Consider the following 18,558-nt stretch of genomic DNA (forward strand, 5'->3'; position numbering starts at 1 on the left):
TCATAATACGAACGGGCAGATTAGTAGGATGGAAGACGTTAGCGGTATAAATCCAGCGTGTTCATATCTAAAATTATATTTCATTTGATAATCACCTCTTTTTTTAGATTTCAACAACAGATCAAATAGGAGCTGTCAGAAAAAGAGGTTCGCCGAAGTCTATAATATGAAAACTATTATTTTTAGAAAGAGGGGAAAATACATGTTATCTTACATCGGAAATGGTGCGTACTGCTACGCAAACTCTCATCCATGCTTTTGGAGACGATTGGAAAATCCGGGCATGTTGCAGTAATGGAAATTCCTGATGGAGATGTTTTCGTATGGATTGGAAAGTAAGCTGTTCGGGGAAGTGGTTAAAAATTGAACGTAAGATTTGCCGTGGTTGAGGATATTAAACAACTTGAGTCATTTTTTTCAAAACATATCACTCGCGAGAATAAGGCAGTGTACAATGAGGAGTTTCTTTGCCCATTAGGACTTCGAGCGGCTGTAAAAAGACGATCTGTTGTTGTTGTGAATATAGAAGACATCATTATCGCAGCAGCAAGAATCTACCTAAAGAAAAACGGCACAATCTCTCTTTATCAGTTTGCCGTAGAGGAACAGTATCGTCATAAGAATCTCATGAGATATCTACTATCACAAATTGGTTACCCGATATTCTCCGCATGCCCGTCAAATCTTGAGTTCAATAATTATTATATGGACTCGAAATGGTCGTTTGTTGAGACGAAAAAGGGAATGAATATTTGGAAGCTTGAACCAGACTTACTTTCTGAGTCGACCTTTCCAAATTGATCGTTGAAGTAACGGGTATCGATAGCTTAGCGAGGCTGCTGGGGATCATCCGGCAGCCTCGCTAAGCTATACCAGCTAATAGGACGTCAACATTTTTCATTAAATGCCTTTTTTGATTAATGCTATACTCAAAATGAGCATGTCAAATAACCCTCCAAAGCAGTGATGGAAAGGTCCCCCACTAATTTATCTTATTGAGAATTGAGCGATATCTAAGCGCTGCATGAGATAAGCTGTCACGGGGAAATCGGTATTTTAGGAAAGAAACCCCTTCTGCTCCAGCAAATCTTCTGTAGCCTGCCACAATTTGTGCTGCATTGTAGCATCTCCCCCGGGATGCACCGGTTCAATTGGTTTTCCGGTCCCAACATTAAAGTACCCGCCTGTCATTTTTTGATATTCCGGCTCTACAATCAATCGTGTAATAATATCGGCTCCTCTTCGCGGATCTCCAAGACGAAGGGCTTTCAACAATCGTTCTAATACGGATGCAAACCAAAGTTCTCGTCCTAGTCCGGTAACATTAAATCCTGGATTTAGCGCATTTACGCTGATTCCTGTACCTGCCCACCTTCGTGCCAGTTCAGCAGTGAACATAATATTGAACAATTTGGTTTTTCCATAAATGGCGGATGAACCGCGAGCGGTAAAGGGAGTTGTATCAGTTAAATCCTCGGGGAGCTTTAAAACGCCGTGACGGCGTGAAGCTTCAGAGGCAACATTGACAACTTTAGCCTTCCCGGCGTTTTGTAGAGACGGTTTTATCGTATGTGACAACAGCCACGGTGATAAATAATTGACAGCAATCATTTCAGGAAGCCCCTCGGGAGTAATACGGGGCTCGAAGGCATGAATTCCCGCATTGTTCAACAGCACATCAATTTTAGGGTAAGCGGCTGCTATTTCACTGCCAATCCGTTTAACATCCTTTAATAGCGATAAATCTCCATAAAAAAAGTCAACCTTCGCTGATGATGTATTCGCTTCAATCTGTTTTCTAGTAGCTTCAGCGCGTTCTTTACTCCTGGCAGTCAAGACAAGGTCAAAACCGCGTCTTGCCAATTCAATCGAGACAAGCTGTCCAAGACCGCTGGTGGCACCTGTTATGACAACCGTTGCTTTTTTAGGCATCATCATTTCTCCTTCATGTGATACAATTTTTTCGAATAATAATAGGCGAGTCAGGGTATATGATTGACATATATCCATCATATTGAATTGATTGATATATGTCAACTAAAGTGGAGTTATTATTTGATCGAAAGAAAGGTGAGTGAGGATGAACTATACTCCATCCAAAAATGAATCGAGGGAGAAACTGGAGATTGAGTTGGGCGAGCAGCTGAACGCACTCATCAGCGCTTCACATGCCCTAAATGTCAGATCCGCAGCGAAATTCGATTCCTCCTTACAGCCTGCAGCTTACCATATTGTTCGCTGGCTGTACTCCTATGGCCCAACTAATGCTGCCACTTTAGCGGAATCAACGGCGATGGATCGAAGCTCGGTCAGTCGCCTTGTCAAACAGCTCCAGGCTCTGGGGTATGTGAGCAGAGAAGCTTCCCCTAATGATGGTCGTGAAATTGTGCTATCTCTTACCGAGCATGGACAACAAAAAATAATAGAAGCGCTTAAGGAGAAAGAGTCTGTTTTTTTTGAACGAATCTCGGACTGGAAAGATGAGGAGCTTCATGTTTTCACCCAAATGCTTAAGCACTTTAATGGATATAATCGTCGGATGAGAACGTAATCTTGGCTGCGTCTCCTTTTGGAAGAACCTTCAAACAGAAGTGCCAAATCCCATCATGTGCAAACCTTAGGGTTGCATGGGTATGAATAGACGCACAGTAACAACAGCGGTAGTCTAAGCCTTTATTTTCAGGTCTTAAGTCGCCGCTGTTTCATTTATTGGGTTCAGTCTTAAACGAAACCAGCTAATAGTATGTAAATATTCCCCAACAAACAATGGCGGTGACTTTAAACGGCTTTCCTCCCCCTTGACTCCAAGGTGTAAAAGAGATTATAATCATCGCTATAAAGGAACGATCATTCCGAAAAGAGAGAAACAGGCTTGTTTCGGAAATGATTTAGGAAGTAACCATCGAGTCTCAGCGACTCGATTTTTAAAAACCTTTTCTGGAATAATCATTCCGAAATGCGTCAAAGATCTAAAAATCGGATAATATAGGAGGATCATTATTATGACTCAAAGATTAACAACAGCTTCCGGTCATTATGTACCTGTGGGAGGCAACGTAACCTTGTATGTGGAAGATGTCGGCGAAGGGAAGCCGGTTGTATTCATACATGGCCTCCCTGTCGGGCAAGCCATGTATGAATACCAAAGAAACGTTCTTCCGTTTAAAGGAATTCGTTACATCGGTATTGATTTGAGAGGTTTCGGGAAATCTGACCGTCCGTTCAACGGCTATTCGTACAATCAGTTTGCGGATGACATTCGCCGGGTGTTTGAGCAGCTGGAGATTGAAAATGCGACACTGGTCGGCTTCTCGATGGGCGGTGCCGTTGCGGTGAGATATATGGCAAGACATCAGGGTTATGGCGTTTCCAAGCTGGTGCTTGCCTCCGCCGCTACGCCTCTCTTCACGCAAAGACCGGATTATCCTTATGGCTTGCCAGTTGAGGTTGTGGAGTCCCTTGTAGAAGCTGCACAGCAGGACCGTCCACAGCTGATTGAAGGATTCAATAGCTCTTTGTTCCATCAAAAGCCGAGCCAGGCTTTTGTCGACTGGTACAACCGGATGTCACTGGAGACCGATCCCATAGCTCTTGCAATGTCGCTCAAGAGCCTTGCTTATGAAGATTCGCGGGAAGAATTGGCCCAAATTCATGTGCCGGTTCGTATTTTCCAAGGCAAGCATGATACAATGTCTTTTGAGCCTCAGATTAACGGGTTTCCAGATGCGAAAGTCATTGTGTTTGAAGAAAGCGGCCATGGACTCGTGTTTGAAGAGAAGGACAAGTTTAACATCGAGATCCTGAAATTTGTAGAAGCTTAAGTAAAACCAGATTTTCACGCACCTTTTTTGCCGCTTAAGGTTGTTTTGGGAAGAGGTGGGGTATGAGCAGAAATAAAAGTTTTGAAATTCCAAAAGTATTGGATCTGGCAATCGACGCGTTTTGGCATAAAGGGTACGAGGGTTGTTCTATGCAGGATTTGGTGGAGCAGCTTGGACTTAGCCGAAGCAGCATTTATGAGACGTTTGGAAGTAAAGAGGACTTGTACCTTCAGGCGTTGGAGCGTTACGACCGGCAATCCAAACAGCACCTGGCGGCTATCTTGTATGAACAAGGGCCGGCGAAAGAACTTCTGCTGCGCTATTTTCACGAGGTCATCGAATATACGAGCCGCAGAAGCTGCTTTATGGTGAATGCCTCGTTAGAGCTGGCAGCTTCCCACCCGGAGGTATTTAAGCGGGTCCAAGCCAATATGACTGAGAACGAGGAAGCCTTTTACCAACTGTTGGAACGTGCGGTGCAGACCGGTGAGCTGGAGGGAACCTGGAATTTGAAAGCATTGGCCCAATACCTGGTTAATGTTATGCACGGGATTACGGTGACCACGATAACCGCGGAACGTGAAATGCTGGACAATATTGTGCGCAGTTCGCTTTACTTTCTGCCGTGAGGCGTAAACAAGATAAAGAGCTGTACGGCTGGAGCTGGACTTCGGCGTGCAGCTTTTTTGGTTTATATAGATGCATTCAGCTCGACCTTCTCCCGAGAGGTCCATAGTATCTCTGCTATGTCCCAAAAAGAATCCCCCAATTATTAAAGCCGGTAATCCTTAGCGTACAAGATACCGGCGTTTTAGTGTTACTGAGGTGTTTTCAAGTTACTTTGCGGTCTGTGTCAGCTACGCTAGTACTGGGACATTTTGCTTTGGGACTCCGCTCTTCGTAAAAAATCAACGGCACGGTCAGGGAAGTCCGTAAACACCCCGTCAACTCCTGCTGTGAAGTAGAACTGATCGAGCAGCTCCTCGAAGCTTGCTGCATAGGCAGGGATTTGTCCTTTATCCGCTCGGAAGGTGTATGGATGCACTTCCAGGTCAGCTTCATGAGCCTCTTTGACAAGATTGGTAATGATCAGGTGGTCTCTCGTCGACTCTTCTTTGATGATCATCGGCTTCCATGGCCCTACGCCGTCTGCGTATTTAGCAATTTCTTTCATCGCCCCTTTTTCAAACATCCAATCGTAGTTGTAGGGAACTGCCTTACCGTTTTCATAGTTCATGGTTTCGTTCCAGCCGGTTTCTGCCATGAGCTGTACAAGCTTCACGTTCATATTCAAATGTGGATAGAGTTCCGTGCGAATCCGTTTTGCTTCATTGGGGTCGAAAGTCTGTATGTACGCTTTGTCATTCTTGGACACATAGCCGTACTTTTTCAACACCTGCAGCACTGCGAGGCTGATGTCTTTTCCTTCGTGTCTGTGGAACCAAGGAGCTTTGATCTCTGAATAGATCCCTACGTTACGACCTGTGCTTTTGTTCATACCCTGGATCAGTTCAATCTCTTCTTCCAGGGTGTGAACATTGAAGCTGGATTTCCAGAGAGGGAAGCGATCTGGATAGTCTTGCACCTGCTTGCCGTTTTGCACTGTGAAGACCTCTGTTGTTTTCAGTTTCTTGATCTCGTCAAGAGTGAAATCAATAACGTAGTACCTGCCGTCTTTTCGTTTTCGATCAGGGTAGACCTCCGCTACATTGGTTACGCTGTCCAGATAATGGTCGTGCATGATGAGCAGTTTGTTGTCCTTTGTCATGACCACGTCTTGTTCGATGTAGTCGACTCCCATCGCGTAAGCCATCGCTTTTGCGGGCAGCGTATGTTCTGGCAAGTATGCGCTCGCTCCGCGGTGGGCGATGACAATCTTATCTGCTTCGGCAAAGGATACGCTTCCAAAGCTTGTTGTAATAGCGAGAGCGGCTGCCAGGGATGTAACCAGTTTTTTCATGTTCTGCCTCCTCCATTTGGATGAAAAAAAGATCCACAAATTTCATTGGTAGGTTATACCATACCAAATGAAATATTGTGAATCTCCTGATCTCCATCACAAAAATATTATATTGGTTACTAATGTAAGGGATAAAGAAAGCGCTGTCAATAGATTGTTGGCGGTTGTCCTTTTAAAGCAGTTCATGATCCTATTTCATTGCTATTACCCGTTTCATGTATTGCTGGACAAAAAAACAGCAAGGCTGATCGCAGGACCAACCTCACTGTTTTTCCGTACATCAGAATGACAACTTACAACTTCACAGGCTCTCCTGCGAATACTTCTAATTCCATGGCTCCTGCAAAAAAGGAGGGAGCTTGCTTCACAAAAGCCTGAAAATGAGCGCTTGCATTGTGCGCCGCTACTGCGGCAGCGTCCTTCCACTTTTCTACCATGGTGTAGTGATATTCTTGCTCTGTGCTTTTCAGAAGGGAGTATCCCACATTCCCTTCTTCAGCTTGGCTTGCAGCAACCAGGGCTTTGGCCGCTTGGAGGAAGGCTTCTTCCTGTGCGGGTATCACTTGCAGATGGGCATGTATAATAAGCATGGTTATCTTCCTTTCTTCCAACGAATTTGAATTATTTCCAGGTTGTCACTGTCTCAACAGGGAGACGGTAAGATGGGTATCCTTCCTTGGCTGCTTTCCCGATACTGATCAGCATGATCGGTTGATAGCGATCTTTGTCCAAATCAAACGCTTCTGCTATTTGATCCTTTTCATAGCCGCCGATCGGGTTCGTGTCATAGCCGAATGAACGGGCAACCAGCATCAATTGCATGGATACGAGACCGGCATCGATAAAATTGACATCCCGCAGGTCAGAAGCTGGTATATTGGCGTAGTAAGGCTTTACGGCTTTCAGCTGCATGTCCTTCACGTCCTGCGGCATGTATCCGAGCTCGACAGCTTTTCCAAATATCTCATCCATATATTCCGCATTATTCATGTCGACGAATACGGCAATGACGGCGGAAGAGGTGAGTACCTGTGTCTTGTTGAAGCGTGCCAGCTCTGCAAGCTTTTCTTTCTCTTCTTGACTTTCGATAACCACAAAGCGCCAAGGCTGCATGTTGACTGAAGATGGAGCGCGTGTGGCTCCCGTTAGAATTTCAATCATTTCCTCGCGACTGATTTTTATTTCAGGATCATAAAGTTTGACAGAACGACGGCCAAACGTGATTTCACGAAAATCATTTGTTCTTTGTACGGTGTTTATCATGTGAAAACAGACTCCTTTCTTGAACAATCAAATGTTGTTTTGCATCCGTTTGAGAAAATCAGTTAAGACCTGCGTTTCATCCTCGCTGAAGCCTTCCAGAATCTGCTGGATAAAATTTCGTTTCTCGCTTTTGTACCCTTCAATCCGATGATGTCCTTCTTCGGATAGACGAACGAAGGTTTCGCGGTTATCATTTGGATTTTTGTGTCGGGTTACCATGCCATCCGCTTCCAGTTGCTTCAGGTGGCGTGTAATGGCAGCACTGTCGATATTGATGTGCTTTTGTAGCTGGGACTGATTGATTTCGTTGCATTCACAAAGGATTTGCAAGATCGCGAGACGAGTAGAGCTGATTCCGGTACAGCGTTCGAACTTGGGACTTATTTTATTGGTTAATCCAATGAGCAGATTCAGTATCTGCTCCTCTTCAAATTCCTTGCGTGTCATGAAAAATGCCTCCCGGGGGCAATATGAATAGGAATATTTGACGCATCAACAATTGATACGTCAATTAATATAGCATCTTATTTCAGCGTTTGCAACATAGGTTCCCTGCAAAAGTCTCTGAGCTAACGGATGTGATAGAAGGTACCGGTAAAAGTGGAGTTTAGCAGATAGGATAAGAGCTTATGAGGGAACAAAGGATCGAGGTTGTTCGTTTAAGAAAAACAGCGACAGTCTAGGTAGTTCTTTCGCCCTAGTCTGTCGCTGTTTTCATTAATTATGGATTTCCATGCTTGTGACAACTTTCTTCCTCTCGATCCACTTGACAGAGACGAAGTAGGCAACCAAAAGGACCAATGCTCCAAACAGATATGGCAAATTGATTTGAACATCGAATAGAATACCGGCAAGTAAGGGCCCGAAAATATTCCCCAGACTCATATAAGCATTGTTCATTCCAGCGACGAATCCCTGTTCTTCCCCGGCTCTCTTGGAGAGAAGCGTATTGATCGTTGGCCGCAAGATGTTGTTACAAGTGAAAAACAGCATCGTGATGAACATCACATATGGAAGAGTCACGATTAGAGGTGAAAGAAATCGGTGTGGGAGCGCGCGGGAAATTGAGCATAGGGGTCAACACGCTTTCTTCCGACATATTAGCCGCTGAACTACGGAAGTATAGTGAGCGGTATCCGCACATTACCTATAAAATTCAGCAAAACGAGTCGGCTCAGCTCTGCAAGATGGTTAAGGAAAGGTTGATAGAGCTGGCGATTGTACGCTTCCCTCTTGAGCTCGATGATTTTTCAATCATGCCATTGAAAAAAGAACCTTTTTACTTTGTTTCGTCTGCGCAGGATGATCGGCATTCTTCTGCGATCAGGTTTGAAGAGATGCAAGCCTATCCGCTGATTTTGCCGAGTACCGAAGGCTTAGGGGTGGACCACATGATCTTGGAGGAATTTAGCCGCCGCAAATTGGAAGTAAATCTGTTGTCCGAATGCTCGGATATCCCCATGCTGTTGGAACTGGTCTCATCGGGTTTCGGAGCGACGATTGTACCTGAGGTCGTGCTGAAAATGCACAAGGGACATGAGCTGAAGTTCACCAGGATTGATGACACGCATTTGAACGCCGCATCGGGCATCATCTGGCTAAAGGACCACTACCTTTCCATGGCTGCAAGGAACTTTATTGAGCAAATCAAGCAGTAGAACGTTGTGTTTATGACCGTAATGTAACGCTAATTTGTTAGCAATCTCCATAATGACTAACATGCGTTTGAACTTCCTAAATAAAGGGAAATGGTCTGTAGAATTATAATCATAAGGAGAGATATCATTGCGTTATTTTATCTGGTTATTCCGTATTGCCATGCTATTAGTGGTTTTTAAAACAGGTTCAGACCTCAGTGGATTACAAAGTAGTTACCGTTTTAATGTAGAACTTGGGGCTAATACTTCTGCTGTTCAAGCGACCCAACTTTCAAATGAGTATTTGTTAAAAGCCGTTAGTCAGCTTGGTATATTGGTGTGTGCTTTTATGGGGTACATCGTATTTGAATTTATGGCTCGACCAATAAGGCATTCAGAAAAGAAGGTCGAAAAGAAGTTAGAAAGGACAGCTCCTGCTGCTGCTGCACCTGCACCTACACAAAAAAAGTAAGATAATAAACCCACAAATGTGCAAAGCTATCGTGACGGTCCATTAAACAGAAAAAACTGGTTATTCATGCCATAAAAAAGAAGGATAAAAATCACAACGATTTTCATCCTTCTTTTTGCTATTTTAATGATTTTTAACTACTTCCTGCCCCCGCACATTCCACGTAAGAGCAAAAACAAAAGCAGCCAATACGCACGAAGCTGTCAGCAACATAAATCCTGCATCCCAGCCGGATTTATCAACGATAACCCCCATCAATGCATTCGCTGTGACTGTACCACCCAGGTAACCAAACAGACCCGTCAGCCCTGCAGCTGTTCCGGCAGCCTTTTTCGGAACAAAATCAAGGGCTTGCAAACCAATCAGCATGACTGGACCGTAAATCAGGAAACCGATAGCGATCAGGCAAATCATATCGACCACGGAATTTCCAGGTGGGTTGAACCAGTAGACCAGAACAGCGATCAATACGCCTAGCATAAAGACAAATCCTGCGGGTCCACGGCGGCCCTTGAACAATTTATCGGACAGCCAGCCGCACAGGAGCGTTCCCGGGATACCTGCCCATTCGTACAAGAAGTAGGCAACGCTCGACTTGCTCATATCAAAGCCTTTTTCCTCGCTCAAATAGGTCGGCGCCCAGTCCAGAACGCCGTAACGGACGAAGTAGACGAAGATGTTGGCAATCGCGATTGCCCAAACCCATTTGTTGTTCAACACATATTTGAAAAGGATTTCTTTTGTGGAGAATTCTGTTTCAAACGTTTTCTTCGCCTTGTTTGGATAGTCATTGCGATATTCTTCAATAGGCGGCAGACCGACTGACTGCGGAGTATCGCGAATTAAGAAATACGTAATGATTGCAAAGACAATGGCAACCAGAGCAGGCAGGATAAACACGCCTTCATATCCGGAAGCGGTATTACCCGAAAGCCCGGCGAACATCGCTGCACCTGCAACAGCGAGTGGGGCCATCAAGCCTCCGCCAACGTTATGGGCTACATTCCAAATGGCTGTTTTGTTTCCTCTTTCACTTACACTAAACCAGTGTACGAGGACACGCCCGGATGGAGGCCAGCCCATTCCCTGGAACCAACCGTTCAGGAACAGCATTACAAACATGATCGAGACGGATGAGGTGAAGTAAGGAACAACGCCCATCAGCAAACTAATAAGTGCAGAAAGAATCAAACCAGCAGGTAAGAACATTCGCGGGTTGCTACGGTCTGAAAAAATGGCCATTACAAACTTGCTGATCCCGTAGGAAATCGAAATGGCGGATAACGCAAAACCGAGCTCTGTTTTTGTATATCCTTCTTCAATCAAATAAGGCATGGCGAGCGAGAAGTTTTTGCGGATGAGATAGTACGCTGCATAACCGATGAAGATTCCGAGAAACACCTGAAGCCTGAGCTTTTTATACTCAGAATCAATTTGTTCGTCAGGCAATCTGTCAATAGGCGGTGCAGGCTTAAACAGTTTGAGCATCTTATTCCTCCCCCTAAGTAATTTCTAACAAGGATGGCGATACACGTAAAAAAACCCATACCTTAATGGCGCTTTCAAAAATGAAAGTGCCAAAAAGTATGAGTCTCCGAATCTCCATCATAGTTAACTTGTCGTAAGTGTATTCTATTATTCTGTGAAAACGTTGTCAACGATGTTATTCTGGGTTATTTTACCATAGGAAACGGAGCGATAAATTTCTTTGCCAGGGAAAGATGCTTGTTACTGTAATATGCATAGTTGCTTCCGCTTTGAAACGTAGCTCTTCTAATGGGAATGGAGGTTTTTTTATGTGTATATTAATCAAAAAAATACATTTTTTCCAAATATAAGGATATCTTTATATTAGCTCATCTGTATGAGGGGGGTTAAGCAAAGATGTAAAGGACACTCTTTTTTTATTTCGAGTAAAAATGAAGGAGGATTTGTTTGATGTATTTGATAAGAAAAACAGGAGTTTTGGTAGTACTATCGCTTATCTTAATCTTTTCTATATTCCCGCAGTCTTCTCAAGCCATGACACCGTGGGCTCCCAACACCGTATACAACTTAGGAGACATGGTTACGTATCAAGGGCAAGATTACAAATGTACATTTGCTCATACATCGCTTGTAGGATGGGAACCGCCCAACGTACCGACACTGTGGCAACTGCAAGGTCCCTCTGCTCCCGATACCATTCCACCTACGTCCCCCGCAAATCTTAGTGAAGTAGGGAAATCAAGTAGTTCGGTCAGCTTATCTTGGTCAGCTTCTACGGATAACATAGCTGTTCAGGAGTATCTCGTCTACAACGGAGATACACTCGCTGGTACATCGAATACAACATCCTATACCGTGACTGGGCTTCTAGCAAATACGACTTATTCATTCAAGATACAGGCAAAAGATGCCGCAGGCAATGTATCCCCACCCAGCGCCTCGATAACGGTAACAACTTTAGCTAAATCCCCAAATGAACCGGTATCCAAACGAGTTTTGATCGGCTACTGGCATAATTTTGACAATGGATCTACGGTCCTCAAGTTAAGAGATGTCTCAGATAAATACGATGTAATCAATGTTGCGTTCGCGGAACCAGTCGGTGGCGATCATGCGACAATGGGATTCGTGCCGTTCAATGCATCCATTGAGGAATTTAAGTCGGATATCGCCTTTTTGAAATCAAAGGGGAAGAAGGTCCTCATCTCGATTGGCGGAGCGAATGGTACAGTCGAGCTGACGACGGAAGCTGCCAAACAAAATTTTATTAGCTCGATGACCTCGATCATTCAAACGTATGGTTTTGATGGTATGGATATTGATTTGGAAGGAAGCTCCCTGTCGCTAAATGCGGGGGACACTGATTTTAGAAATCCAACAACGCCTAAAATTATAAACTTAATTTCAGCGACTCAGACGATCACGAATACATTTGGCCCATCTTTCATTTTGACAATGGCGCCAGAGACGGCTTATGTCCAAGGAGGTTACGCTTCCTATGGTGGGCCGTGGGGCGCTTATCTGCCTGTGATTCATGCCCTTCGCGATCGAATGAATTATATCCACGTCCAACACTATAATTCTGGAGCGCTAGAAGCATTAGATGGTCGTACGTATCAACAAGGAACGGCTGATTTCCAAGTAGCGATGGCAGAAATGCTACTGAAAGGATTCCCTATCGGTCGTAATCCTAACAACATGTTTCCAGCCTTGAGGGAGAACCAAGTCGCTATCGGGCTGCCTTCTGCTCCAAGTGCTGCCGGGGGAGGCTATACGTCTCCTGCCGATATCCAGAAAGCCCTTCAATACTTGGTAAAGGGCACGTCTTTTGGAGGAACTTACAAACTCCAAAATCCAGCTGGATATCCGCAGTTCCAAGGAATTATGACCTGGTCTATCAACTGGGATGCTAGAAATAACTATTCGTTTGCCAATAATGTTCGCACTTCGCTTGATTCACTGAACCAGTAATGACGGAATCTTTGAAAAAACCCACCCGCTCTCACGGGTGGGTGTCATTGTCATTATGCAAGTTTGAACTGAGTACGACTATCCTTTATAAGTAAGGATATAAAAGTCTGATGTAGCGGTTGTAATGACCCAATCTGGAGGAATCGGAGTCGATTTTGAAATCGTTCTTGTAGCTCCAAAATTAACACTAGTGATTCCTGAGACTTTACGAGAGTCGGTTGATTTATTTTGAAGTAACGTTTCCTGAGAAGGTTGTGAGTTCAGCAGCATGGGTAGGAATGGATAGAGACATGGTAACTACTAGTAGACCCAAAGCAGAAACCATACCTATTTTAAGCATGAACAAAACATCATTCATTGGAAAAAAATTGTATGTAGGGATTTGTTTTTGTCTTATTGAACTCCTTTAATTCCACCGGTAAAAACTGGATTTCGTTTAGTAGTTTTGGTTTTTCACTATCCTTTCTGGTAGTAGCTATCAATAAAGTGCGTACTATTTTTTTATGTGAACTCATTTTATTCTAGCCTTACTTTCAGTAAAGGAGAGAACAAAATGACTCATGTCAAAATCTACAATCACGGTGTCGCTTGGGAAGAAGGTTTCGGCCTCACACAAGGTTATAGCGTCCATGGTACCATCTACATTTCGGGGCAATTTTCTCACGATATGCAGGGCGAATTCGTTGGCGAGGGCGATTTCGAGGCACAAACCCGGCAGACGTTGGAGAACCTCGATCGGGTGCTGGCGGGATTTGGTGTCACGAGATCGAACATCGCTGAGATGGAGATTTTTCTGACTAATCCGCAAGAGCATTTCGAGCAGTGCGTCGGTCTGTACAAAGATTATGTGGGCGACCATCGTCCGGCCGGTACCCTCATTGGCGTGTCTGGCCTTGCGTTTCCTCACCAGCTGATTGAAATCCGCGCCGTCGCACACACTGATTAACTCGGTTACCGTGGTTAGGCTTTAAAAAGGATTGACTGCTATTGGCACAAAGCGGGGGGGCTTCGCCAAGTAAACGTAAATAGTATCCATCTGATGGTTAGGAGGGACTATTTTACGCTTACACATGGAAAGATCAATTGGAGCAGTAGGGAGATACAGAGACTGTGTTAATTAATATTCGTACGAAAAAAAACGAAGCATCCTCAATGGTACGGGGATGCTTCATACTTTTCTTCATTTACATGTATTTATCAATTAGATGATAGAGTTCATGAATCGACTGCTTTATATCTGTAAGATCCACAAACGCGATGCGAACGGTCACCTGATCGTGACTAGCGTACACAATCTGCTCCTGCAGGTCAGCAAATGATGGTGTCCATGGGTACAACAGTATCACGGTATTTGCGTCATATTTTTTATGATAGGCATAGGACTGATACATATCGGCTTGTGAGATGCCATAGTTTTGAAATGGTTGATTTTTGAGTATCTTCCACTTGGTGTCTACAACGACGGGTCGATCATCTTTGTATACGACAATATCAGGCTTGAGTAAGAATCGGTTTGGACTTTCATACAAGTGGAATGAGCGATCCTGAGTTTTCATCGAATACAAATCCAAATCTAACGCTTTTCTTAATTGACCCGCGATATAGGATTCAAAGATTTTTTCCATTGGGAATAGAAGAGCGTATGCAACTCCTTGTCCACTAAATGTTGTGAAGCTAGTTTTTCTAAGAAAGATGCTGCACCATGATAAAATCGTTTTGTATTCTTTTATATTCCGATCAAGGGTTACTTTTGAAAACTCCTGCTCAACATTTATTGCAAGATCAATTTCATCAAATGAAGTTAATAAAATGCTGATATCCTTCTTATTTTTACGATTACTACTTACTCTTCGTAAAAATTGTAATGTTGATTTTATTAGCTTATTCTCTGGACGATTAACATTAAAGATATCGTATTCAATATAAAAGCGTTCTTGATGTGCAAAGTTATATTTGATGTGTTGCGAAAAATTGAGCTTTCCTTTTAAAAAAAATTCATTGTCCTGATGTTCGATATAGGCAGACTTCAATCCGCGTTTGACTAATACATAGATTTGATCGATAAACATTCGAATGAAAATTTCCAAAATGTTATTTTTCTCTATATGAACATCGGAGATTTTGAATGTTTTGTAAGGCAAGTTCAATGAAAACTTAAGCATGTCTAGGAAGATGCGCTTGGTTTCATCTTTTGAGTCGTTCCGATCTTTTGAGTATAGTTTAGGTAGAATTTCAATCACAGTTCCATCACTCAAGGTAATTATGCCGACATAGTTTTTAATACGAATAATTTTACCTATACCGCGTTTGCTAGAAATAGACATGAAATCCATGATATCTGCATCAGTAGAGATATCGGGCTTATTGGTTAAAATAAATTGTTCTAATTGGTTAAATGTAGCTTTAGGTAAGGCATGATAGCGACTATCCTCAACATTCACATCTCGTGTAAATACGTCAAACTCTTTCACAGTATAAACTTTGTTCATGTGCATCTCCTATTGCTCGTAAATTTTGCGATAGGATGGTGCATGGAAAAAGGCATGCTCGTTAATTTCGTACGAAGTTTTATCATCAAGCTCGATATGGTCTGTCGCACCAAAAAGCTCTGAGACATTGAGCTTCTTAGTCTGGATGAATTGTTCATCTGGATTCTTGTAGTTGTCACCGAGAACCAATCGAATGAGCTCGTAATCTTCATAGAAGTATTCTTGTAACAACGGAATAATGGCATTCTTGAAGATATGGGCAAGGCGTTCTATTGAAGGATCTTTTGCTAACGGAATGAAATAGGCATGACCGATGGTGTGCTCACGATCGAATAACGCCTCAATACGTCGATTTATTTTGGTTAACATGGCACATAGATCAATACCAGGGGTGTCTATGGACCTCAGGATTTCGGGTTCAGGTAACATTTCAGCAAATTGGAAGCGGCGACGAAGTGCCGTATCGAGTCTGGAGATGGATCTATCCGTAGTATTCATGGTCCCAAGAATAAATACATTGTTAGGTACTCCAAACTTTTCTGGTGAATAAGGGAGTTGTACTTTTATTTCTTCTGATTGGCCAAGTCGTTTGGTTGGCTCGATTAAAGTGATTAATTCACCAAAGATCTTGGATATGTTGCCGCGATTAATTTCATCGATGATAAAAACATACCGGTTATTATTCTCTTGGATCGAAGCATCAGGTGTAAGATCAAGTTCTGTCAGGATGTGCATTACATCTGCAAGTGTGATACGTGTAAGGCGATATACGGAACCTAGTGTCATCACTGTATTTCCGTTCAATTCGTAGATGTCTTTGTGAATATTTTTGGCTAACCATTTTACGGTACGACTTCTTTTATACTCTGTTACATCATGTAACCATTCATATTCACCTGTCACAACGCCAATAGCATCAATTGTTCTCTCATTGTGGAGAACTAAGACAATATCGCCGACGATCATCTCATCGATGAAGCGAGAAATAATGTTCTTGCCTCCATCCTGGCTGTAATCAGTATCCTCTGAAAGAGTTTCGCCGTACTCGTCCCATCCAATTCTTATTCTGTTCTGGTCGAAACAATCTTTTTTGATAGGATTTCCTTTCCCGCGACCCAAAGATACTTTCCATATCGTCGGTTCTTTTCGAATGCCATACTCGTTGCTATCTTGAACGATTGGGGCAAGTGCTCTTTCACAGAATTGCTTGAAAATACCGGACTTAATCTCGTAAGAAATGGAGGGATTCCCCTCATCGCTATTCTCTATATCTAGTTTCGGCTTAATCCCTTCGATAAACTCCTCATAACCATAGGATTGATGAAAAGTAGTAAATTGAATTTGTCCGTTCTCTTGATATTTGCGATATTTTGTGAGGATTTTATCATAACCCAATGTGTTGATTTCTTCTTTTACTTTTTGGAGCGGTAAGTTTTCAATCATAGCCACAGCATAAGTGACAGCATGATAGGTTTTTCCGGTTCCTGGAGGGCCGTATAATATCATGTTTTTATCTATATCAGTACGAGATGCTGTAGAAGTAGAGGCTCGCAGAGTGCTGTCGTTAGCTATAGATGTAGTTCCTTGCTCCAGTTCTGTTAAAAACTCTTCATAATTTTGCATAGCGTAATGAAATGCCTTGTTACCAGCATTTTTGTTGACCTCTTCATAATTCTCCGCGCTTTCTATTACTACCCGTAATTGCTTGAATTTTTCTGATTGAGTTATCTCATATAAATTGGTTGTTTCGAGCTCTATTCCCGTTAGTTTACTGGGGGCTGTGGATAAAGAAGAGGCATAAGTACCGATTGTATTCTCTGAGTAGGGTTCCCCATTAGCTTTGAGACGTTGACGTAACCAATTAATAAAATTTTGTCTCATGTGCTTTTCATTTAATTCCATAATGACCATCCTTACTTTCCATATTTTGAGCGTGAGAGCGGTAACGGCCCGGACTTAACGTTCTAAAAAGGAAAAATCATCGCACAAACAAACCCTGTAACGGCACATTCCTTGCTGTTACAGGGTTTATTATATTGCAACTACCTACGCAAGCACAGCCTGCTTCTGAAATCCACTCATAATCGCAATCAACATCTCTTTATCCATCTGCAATTCGCTTTGACCCACTTTTTGCAGCAGTTTCTTGGTGTTGTCATTCGGGAAAGAGATACTCCGCTTCCAATATGAATGGAACAAGCTCATCGATGCATTAAAGGTTTTCTCTTCTTCAGATAACAGCTCTTCTGTTTCAAATGGAACAGGTACTAGATTCGGGAAATCCAAGACTTCTTTGATGCAATCCACTACAAGCTGTTGGGTAGGTGGAACAGGATTGGTAGCGTGATAGATTTCCTTATGCTCGCCATGCGTAAGTGCAGCGAGCAAGACAGAAGAGACATAATCAACCGGAACGAGGTTCGAGTTCACGTCGACATCCACCAAAATCCGGTACTTTTGATTTTCCCAGCCTTCTGCTCGGGACGCTCTTCTTTTCAGTACGCGAAGACCTTTTAATAATCCATACAAGCCAAAATTGGTATCGGCTTCGCCTGTTTTTGAATCACCGATAATGATCGACGGTCTGACAATAATGGTCTCCATTTTGTCGCTGTAGGAGAAAACCAGATGCTCCGCCAAGCATTTTGTCTCTTCGTAGTTGTTCACGAAGGAGCGTTCCGGGCTGTACAGCGCTTCTTGTCCATCTGTTTCGGTGCCGATGGTATAAGCCGTACTCACATAGATAAAGCGGGGAGAGCCAATGGCTTCTGCGAATTGCAACATATTTTTTGTTCCCTCTACATTTACCTCGTATGTCTGTGGTTTCTGAGCGGGATCGAAGGACAGGTATGCGGCAATATGGTACATCGTATCTATTTTTTGGTTGAGCTGTCCTAGATCATTTTCAGAGACGCCCAAGCCTTTTTTCGAAACGTCACCTAGTAAAATATGTACCCGTGCCCGGTGTTTTTCGGCAAAGCTATGCAACAAATCGCTTGCCTTTTTTTCATTTCGAGCGAGTAAGTAAAGGGTATGGCCTTCGTTTAATAGATCTTGGGATAGTTTTTTTCCGAGAAAACCTGTTGCTCCGGTTACAAGGATATTCATATAGTTAACCAGCTCCGTATGTTTGGTAGGTAGGGAGTTGCTGTAATATCAATAATTCATTATATGATGAAAAATGCAGCTGTGACGAGTGCGGATGAAACGGTATCGTGAACAACTAGATAGTTTCAAACAACTGTTTAACAGCCACATGAATAGCCGTTTGCCTAGATTTCCCGGTATTTTTCCTCTGAAAACAACCAATCGATGGTACTTATTTAATGCCGTGAAGTTTCAAATAGATACTAACAGGGAAAATATACTTTGCAGAAATGCCCAAGTGGAAAAGGTGGGCATAGGTATGAATCTAGCCTGATAGGAACGCGCCTTCTGACGACCGGTGAGGCGTTGT

At 43.1% G+C, this 18,558-nt stretch carries 17 protein-coding genes and 1 pseudogene; 8 read left to right on the forward strand and 10 right to left on the reverse strand.

The window, feature by feature from the left end; all coding sequences use genetic code 11:
• The first annotated feature begins 363 nt into the window (after positions 1-363).
• Positions 364-801 (forward strand): GNAT family N-acetyltransferase, encoded by a 438-nt coding sequence (locus PMI05_RS16090; RefSeq protein WP_007723592.1) that lies wholly within the window; start codon positions 364-366, stop codon positions 799-801.
• Positions 802-1,056: 255 nt separating this feature from the next.
• Here PMI05_RS16090 and PMI05_RS16095 read toward each other — a convergent pair whose 3' ends face one another.
• Entirely contained in the window at positions 1,057-1,932 is an 876-nt protein-coding gene (locus tag PMI05_RS16095; protein WP_007723593.1) for an SDR family NAD(P)-dependent oxidoreductase, read from the reverse strand.
• Positions 1,933-2,080: 148 nt separating this feature from the next.
• Between PMI05_RS16095 and PMI05_RS16100 the strand changes: the two genes are divergently transcribed.
• The 3 genes from PMI05_RS16100 (at position 2,081) to PMI05_RS16110 (ending at position 4,450) form a co-directional block, all read left to right on the forward strand.
• The gene (locus PMI05_RS16100; RefSeq protein ID WP_007723594.1) at positions 2,081-2,551 is read left to right on the forward strand and encodes a MarR family winged helix-turn-helix transcriptional regulator; all 471 of its coding nucleotides are present in this window, start codon (positions 2,081-2,083) and stop codon (positions 2,549-2,551) included.
• A 451-nt stretch (positions 2,552-3,002) separates the two neighbouring features.
• A complete protein-coding gene (locus PMI05_RS16105) occupies positions 3,003-3,821 on the forward strand; it encodes an alpha/beta fold hydrolase (protein ID WP_007723595.1) in 819 nt (272 codons plus the stop codon).
• Positions 3,822-3,883: 62 nt separating this feature from the next.
• Positions 3,884-4,450 (forward strand): TetR/AcrR family transcriptional regulator, encoded by a 567-nt coding sequence (locus tag PMI05_RS16110; protein WP_007723597.1) that lies wholly within the window; start codon positions 3,884-3,886, stop codon positions 4,448-4,450.
• A gap of 233 nt (positions 4,451-4,683) precedes the next feature.
• Here PMI05_RS16110 and glpQ read toward each other — a convergent pair whose 3' ends face one another.
• From glpQ to PMI05_RS16135, 5 genes and pseudogenes are all read right to left on the reverse strand, one after another.
• On the reverse strand, positions 4,684-5,781 hold the full coding sequence (gene glpQ, locus PMI05_RS16115; protein WP_007723598.1) for a glycerophosphodiester phosphodiesterase: 1,098 nt from the start codon (positions 5,779-5,781) through the stop codon (positions 4,684-4,686).
• Between the two features lie 293 nt (positions 5,782-6,074).
• Positions 6,075-6,371 carry a putative quinol monooxygenase gene (locus PMI05_RS16120; RefSeq protein WP_007723600.1) on the reverse strand — a complete coding sequence of 99 codons (297 nt, stop codon included), beginning with the start codon at positions 6,369-6,371 and terminating at the stop codon, positions 6,075-6,077.
• A 31-nt stretch (positions 6,372-6,402) separates the two neighbouring features.
• On the reverse strand, positions 6,403-7,044 hold the full coding sequence (locus tag PMI05_RS16125; protein ID WP_007723601.1) for a nitroreductase family protein: 642 nt from the start codon (positions 7,042-7,044) through the stop codon (positions 6,403-6,405).
• Positions 7,045-7,071: 27 nt separating this feature from the next.
• Positions 7,072-7,491: a MarR family winged helix-turn-helix transcriptional regulator gene (locus PMI05_RS16130; protein WP_007723602.1), complete on the reverse strand. Its 420-nt coding sequence runs from the start codon at positions 7,489-7,491 to the stop codon at positions 7,072-7,074.
• Between the two features lie 270 nt (positions 7,492-7,761).
• Positions 7,762-8,055 (reverse strand): annotated as a pseudogene (locus tag PMI05_RS16135) (MFS transporter); the annotation flags it as partial.
• On the opposite strand from PMI05_RS16135, the gene PMI05_RS16140 reads away from it, so the two are divergent.
• Together PMI05_RS16140 and PMI05_RS16145 are read left to right on the forward strand one after the other, a co-directional pair.
• Complete coding sequence (locus PMI05_RS16140) at positions 8,055-8,702, forward strand: LysR family transcriptional regulator substrate-binding protein (RefSeq protein WP_039960909.1); 648 nt, start codon at positions 8,055-8,057, stop codon at positions 8,700-8,702. The pseudogene PMI05_RS16135 and the gene PMI05_RS16140 sit on opposite strands and share 1 nt — an antisense overlap.
• A gap of 127 nt (positions 8,703-8,829) precedes the next feature.
• Positions 8,830-9,153, forward strand: coding sequence for a hypothetical protein (locus tag PMI05_RS16145; protein ID WP_007723605.1), 324 nt, complete (start codon positions 8,830-8,832; stop codon positions 9,151-9,153).
• A gap of 123 nt (positions 9,154-9,276) precedes the next feature.
• Here PMI05_RS16145 and glpT read toward each other — a convergent pair whose 3' ends face one another.
• Positions 9,277-10,641 carry a glycerol-3-phosphate transporter gene (gene glpT / locus PMI05_RS16150; RefSeq protein WP_007723606.1) on the reverse strand — a complete coding sequence of 455 codons (1,365 nt, stop codon included), beginning with the start codon at positions 10,639-10,641 and terminating at the stop codon, positions 9,277-9,279.
• A gap of 450 nt (positions 10,642-11,091) precedes the next feature.
• Here glpT and PMI05_RS16155 point away from each other — a divergent pair, with 450 nt between their 5' ends.
• The gene (locus tag PMI05_RS16155; RefSeq protein ID WP_007723607.1) at positions 11,092-12,612 is read left to right on the forward strand and encodes a chitinase; all 1,521 of its coding nucleotides are present in this window, start codon (positions 11,092-11,094) and stop codon (positions 12,610-12,612) included.
• Positions 12,613-13,165: 553 nt separating this feature from the next.
• Complete coding sequence (locus PMI05_RS16160) at positions 13,166-13,558, forward strand: RidA family protein (protein ID WP_007723610.1); 393 nt, start codon at positions 13,166-13,168, stop codon at positions 13,556-13,558.
• A gap of 238 nt (positions 13,559-13,796) precedes the next feature.
• On the opposite strand, the gene PMI05_RS16165 is transcribed toward PMI05_RS16160, so the two are convergent.
• The 3 genes from PMI05_RS16165 to PMI05_RS16175 form a co-directional block, all read right to left on the reverse strand.
• The gene (locus PMI05_RS16165) at positions 13,797-15,101 is read right to left on the reverse strand and encodes an McrC family protein (protein WP_007723612.1); all 1,305 of its coding nucleotides are present in this window, start codon (positions 15,099-15,101) and stop codon (positions 13,797-13,799) included.
• A 9-nt stretch (positions 15,102-15,110) separates the two neighbouring features.
• On the reverse strand, positions 15,111-17,003 hold the full coding sequence (locus PMI05_RS16170; protein ID WP_007723614.1) for an AAA family ATPase: 1,893 nt from the start codon (positions 17,001-17,003) through the stop codon (positions 15,111-15,113).
• Positions 17,004-17,147: 144 nt separating this feature from the next.
• Complete coding sequence (locus tag PMI05_RS16175; RefSeq protein WP_007723616.1) at positions 17,148-18,209, reverse strand: SDR family oxidoreductase; 1,062 nt, start codon at positions 18,207-18,209, stop codon at positions 17,148-17,150.
• Positions 18,210-18,558 lie beyond the last annotated feature (349 nt).

This window comes from Brevibacillus sp. BC25 (assembly GCF_000282075.1).
Lineage (GTDB): Bacteria > Bacillota > Bacilli > Brevibacillales > Brevibacillaceae > Brevibacillus.

Coding starts and splice junctions, on each gene's coding strand:
- PMI05_RS16095 (WP_007723593.1), bottom strand. CDS start 1,932: ATGCCTAAAAAAGCAACGGTTGTCATAACAGGTGCCACCAGCGGTCTT.
- PMI05_RS16100 (WP_007723594.1), top strand. CDS start 2,081: ATGAACTATACTCCATCCAAAAATGAATCGAGGGAGAAACTGGAGATT.
- PMI05_RS16105 (WP_007723595.1), top strand. CDS start 3,003: ATGACTCAAAGATTAACAACAGCTTCCGGTCATTATGTACCTGTGGGA.
- PMI05_RS16110 (WP_007723597.1), top strand. CDS start 3,884: ATGAGCAGAAATAAAAGTTTTGAAATTCCAAAAGTATTGGATCTGGCA.
- glpQ (WP_007723598.1), bottom strand. CDS start 5,781: ATGAAAAAACTGGTTACATCCCTGGCAGCCGCTCTCGCTATTACAACA.
- PMI05_RS16120 (WP_007723600.1), bottom strand. CDS start 6,371: ATGCTTATTATACATGCCCATCTGCAAGTGATACCCGCACAGGAAGAA.
- PMI05_RS16125 (WP_007723601.1), bottom strand. CDS start 7,044: ATGATAAACACCGTACAAAGAACAAATGATTTTCGTGAAATCACGTTT.
- PMI05_RS16130 (WP_007723602.1), bottom strand. CDS start 7,491: ATGACACGCAAGGAATTTGAAGAGGAGCAGATACTGAATCTGCTCATT.
- PMI05_RS16140 (WP_039960909.1), top strand. CDS start 8,055: ATGGAAGAGTCACGATTAGAGGTGAAAGAAATCGGTGTGGGAGCGCGC.
- glpT (WP_007723606.1), bottom strand. CDS start 10,641: ATGCTCAAACTGTTTAAGCCTGCACCGCCTATTGACAGATTGCCTGAC.
- PMI05_RS16155 (WP_007723607.1), top strand. CDS start 11,092: ATGTATTTGATAAGAAAAACAGGAGTTTTGGTAGTACTATCGCTTATC.
- PMI05_RS16160 (WP_007723610.1), top strand. CDS start 13,166: ATGACTCATGTCAAAATCTACAATCACGGTGTCGCTTGGGAAGAAGGT.
- PMI05_RS16165 (WP_007723612.1), bottom strand. CDS start 15,101: ATGAACAAAGTTTATACTGTGAAAGAGTTTGACGTATTTACACGAGAT.
- PMI05_RS16170 (WP_007723614.1), bottom strand. CDS start 17,003: ATGGAATTAAATGAAAAGCACATGAGACAAAATTTTATTAATTGGTTA.
- PMI05_RS16175 (WP_007723616.1), bottom strand. CDS start 18,209: ATGAATATCCTTGTAACCGGAGCAACAGGTTTTCTCGGAAAAAAACTA.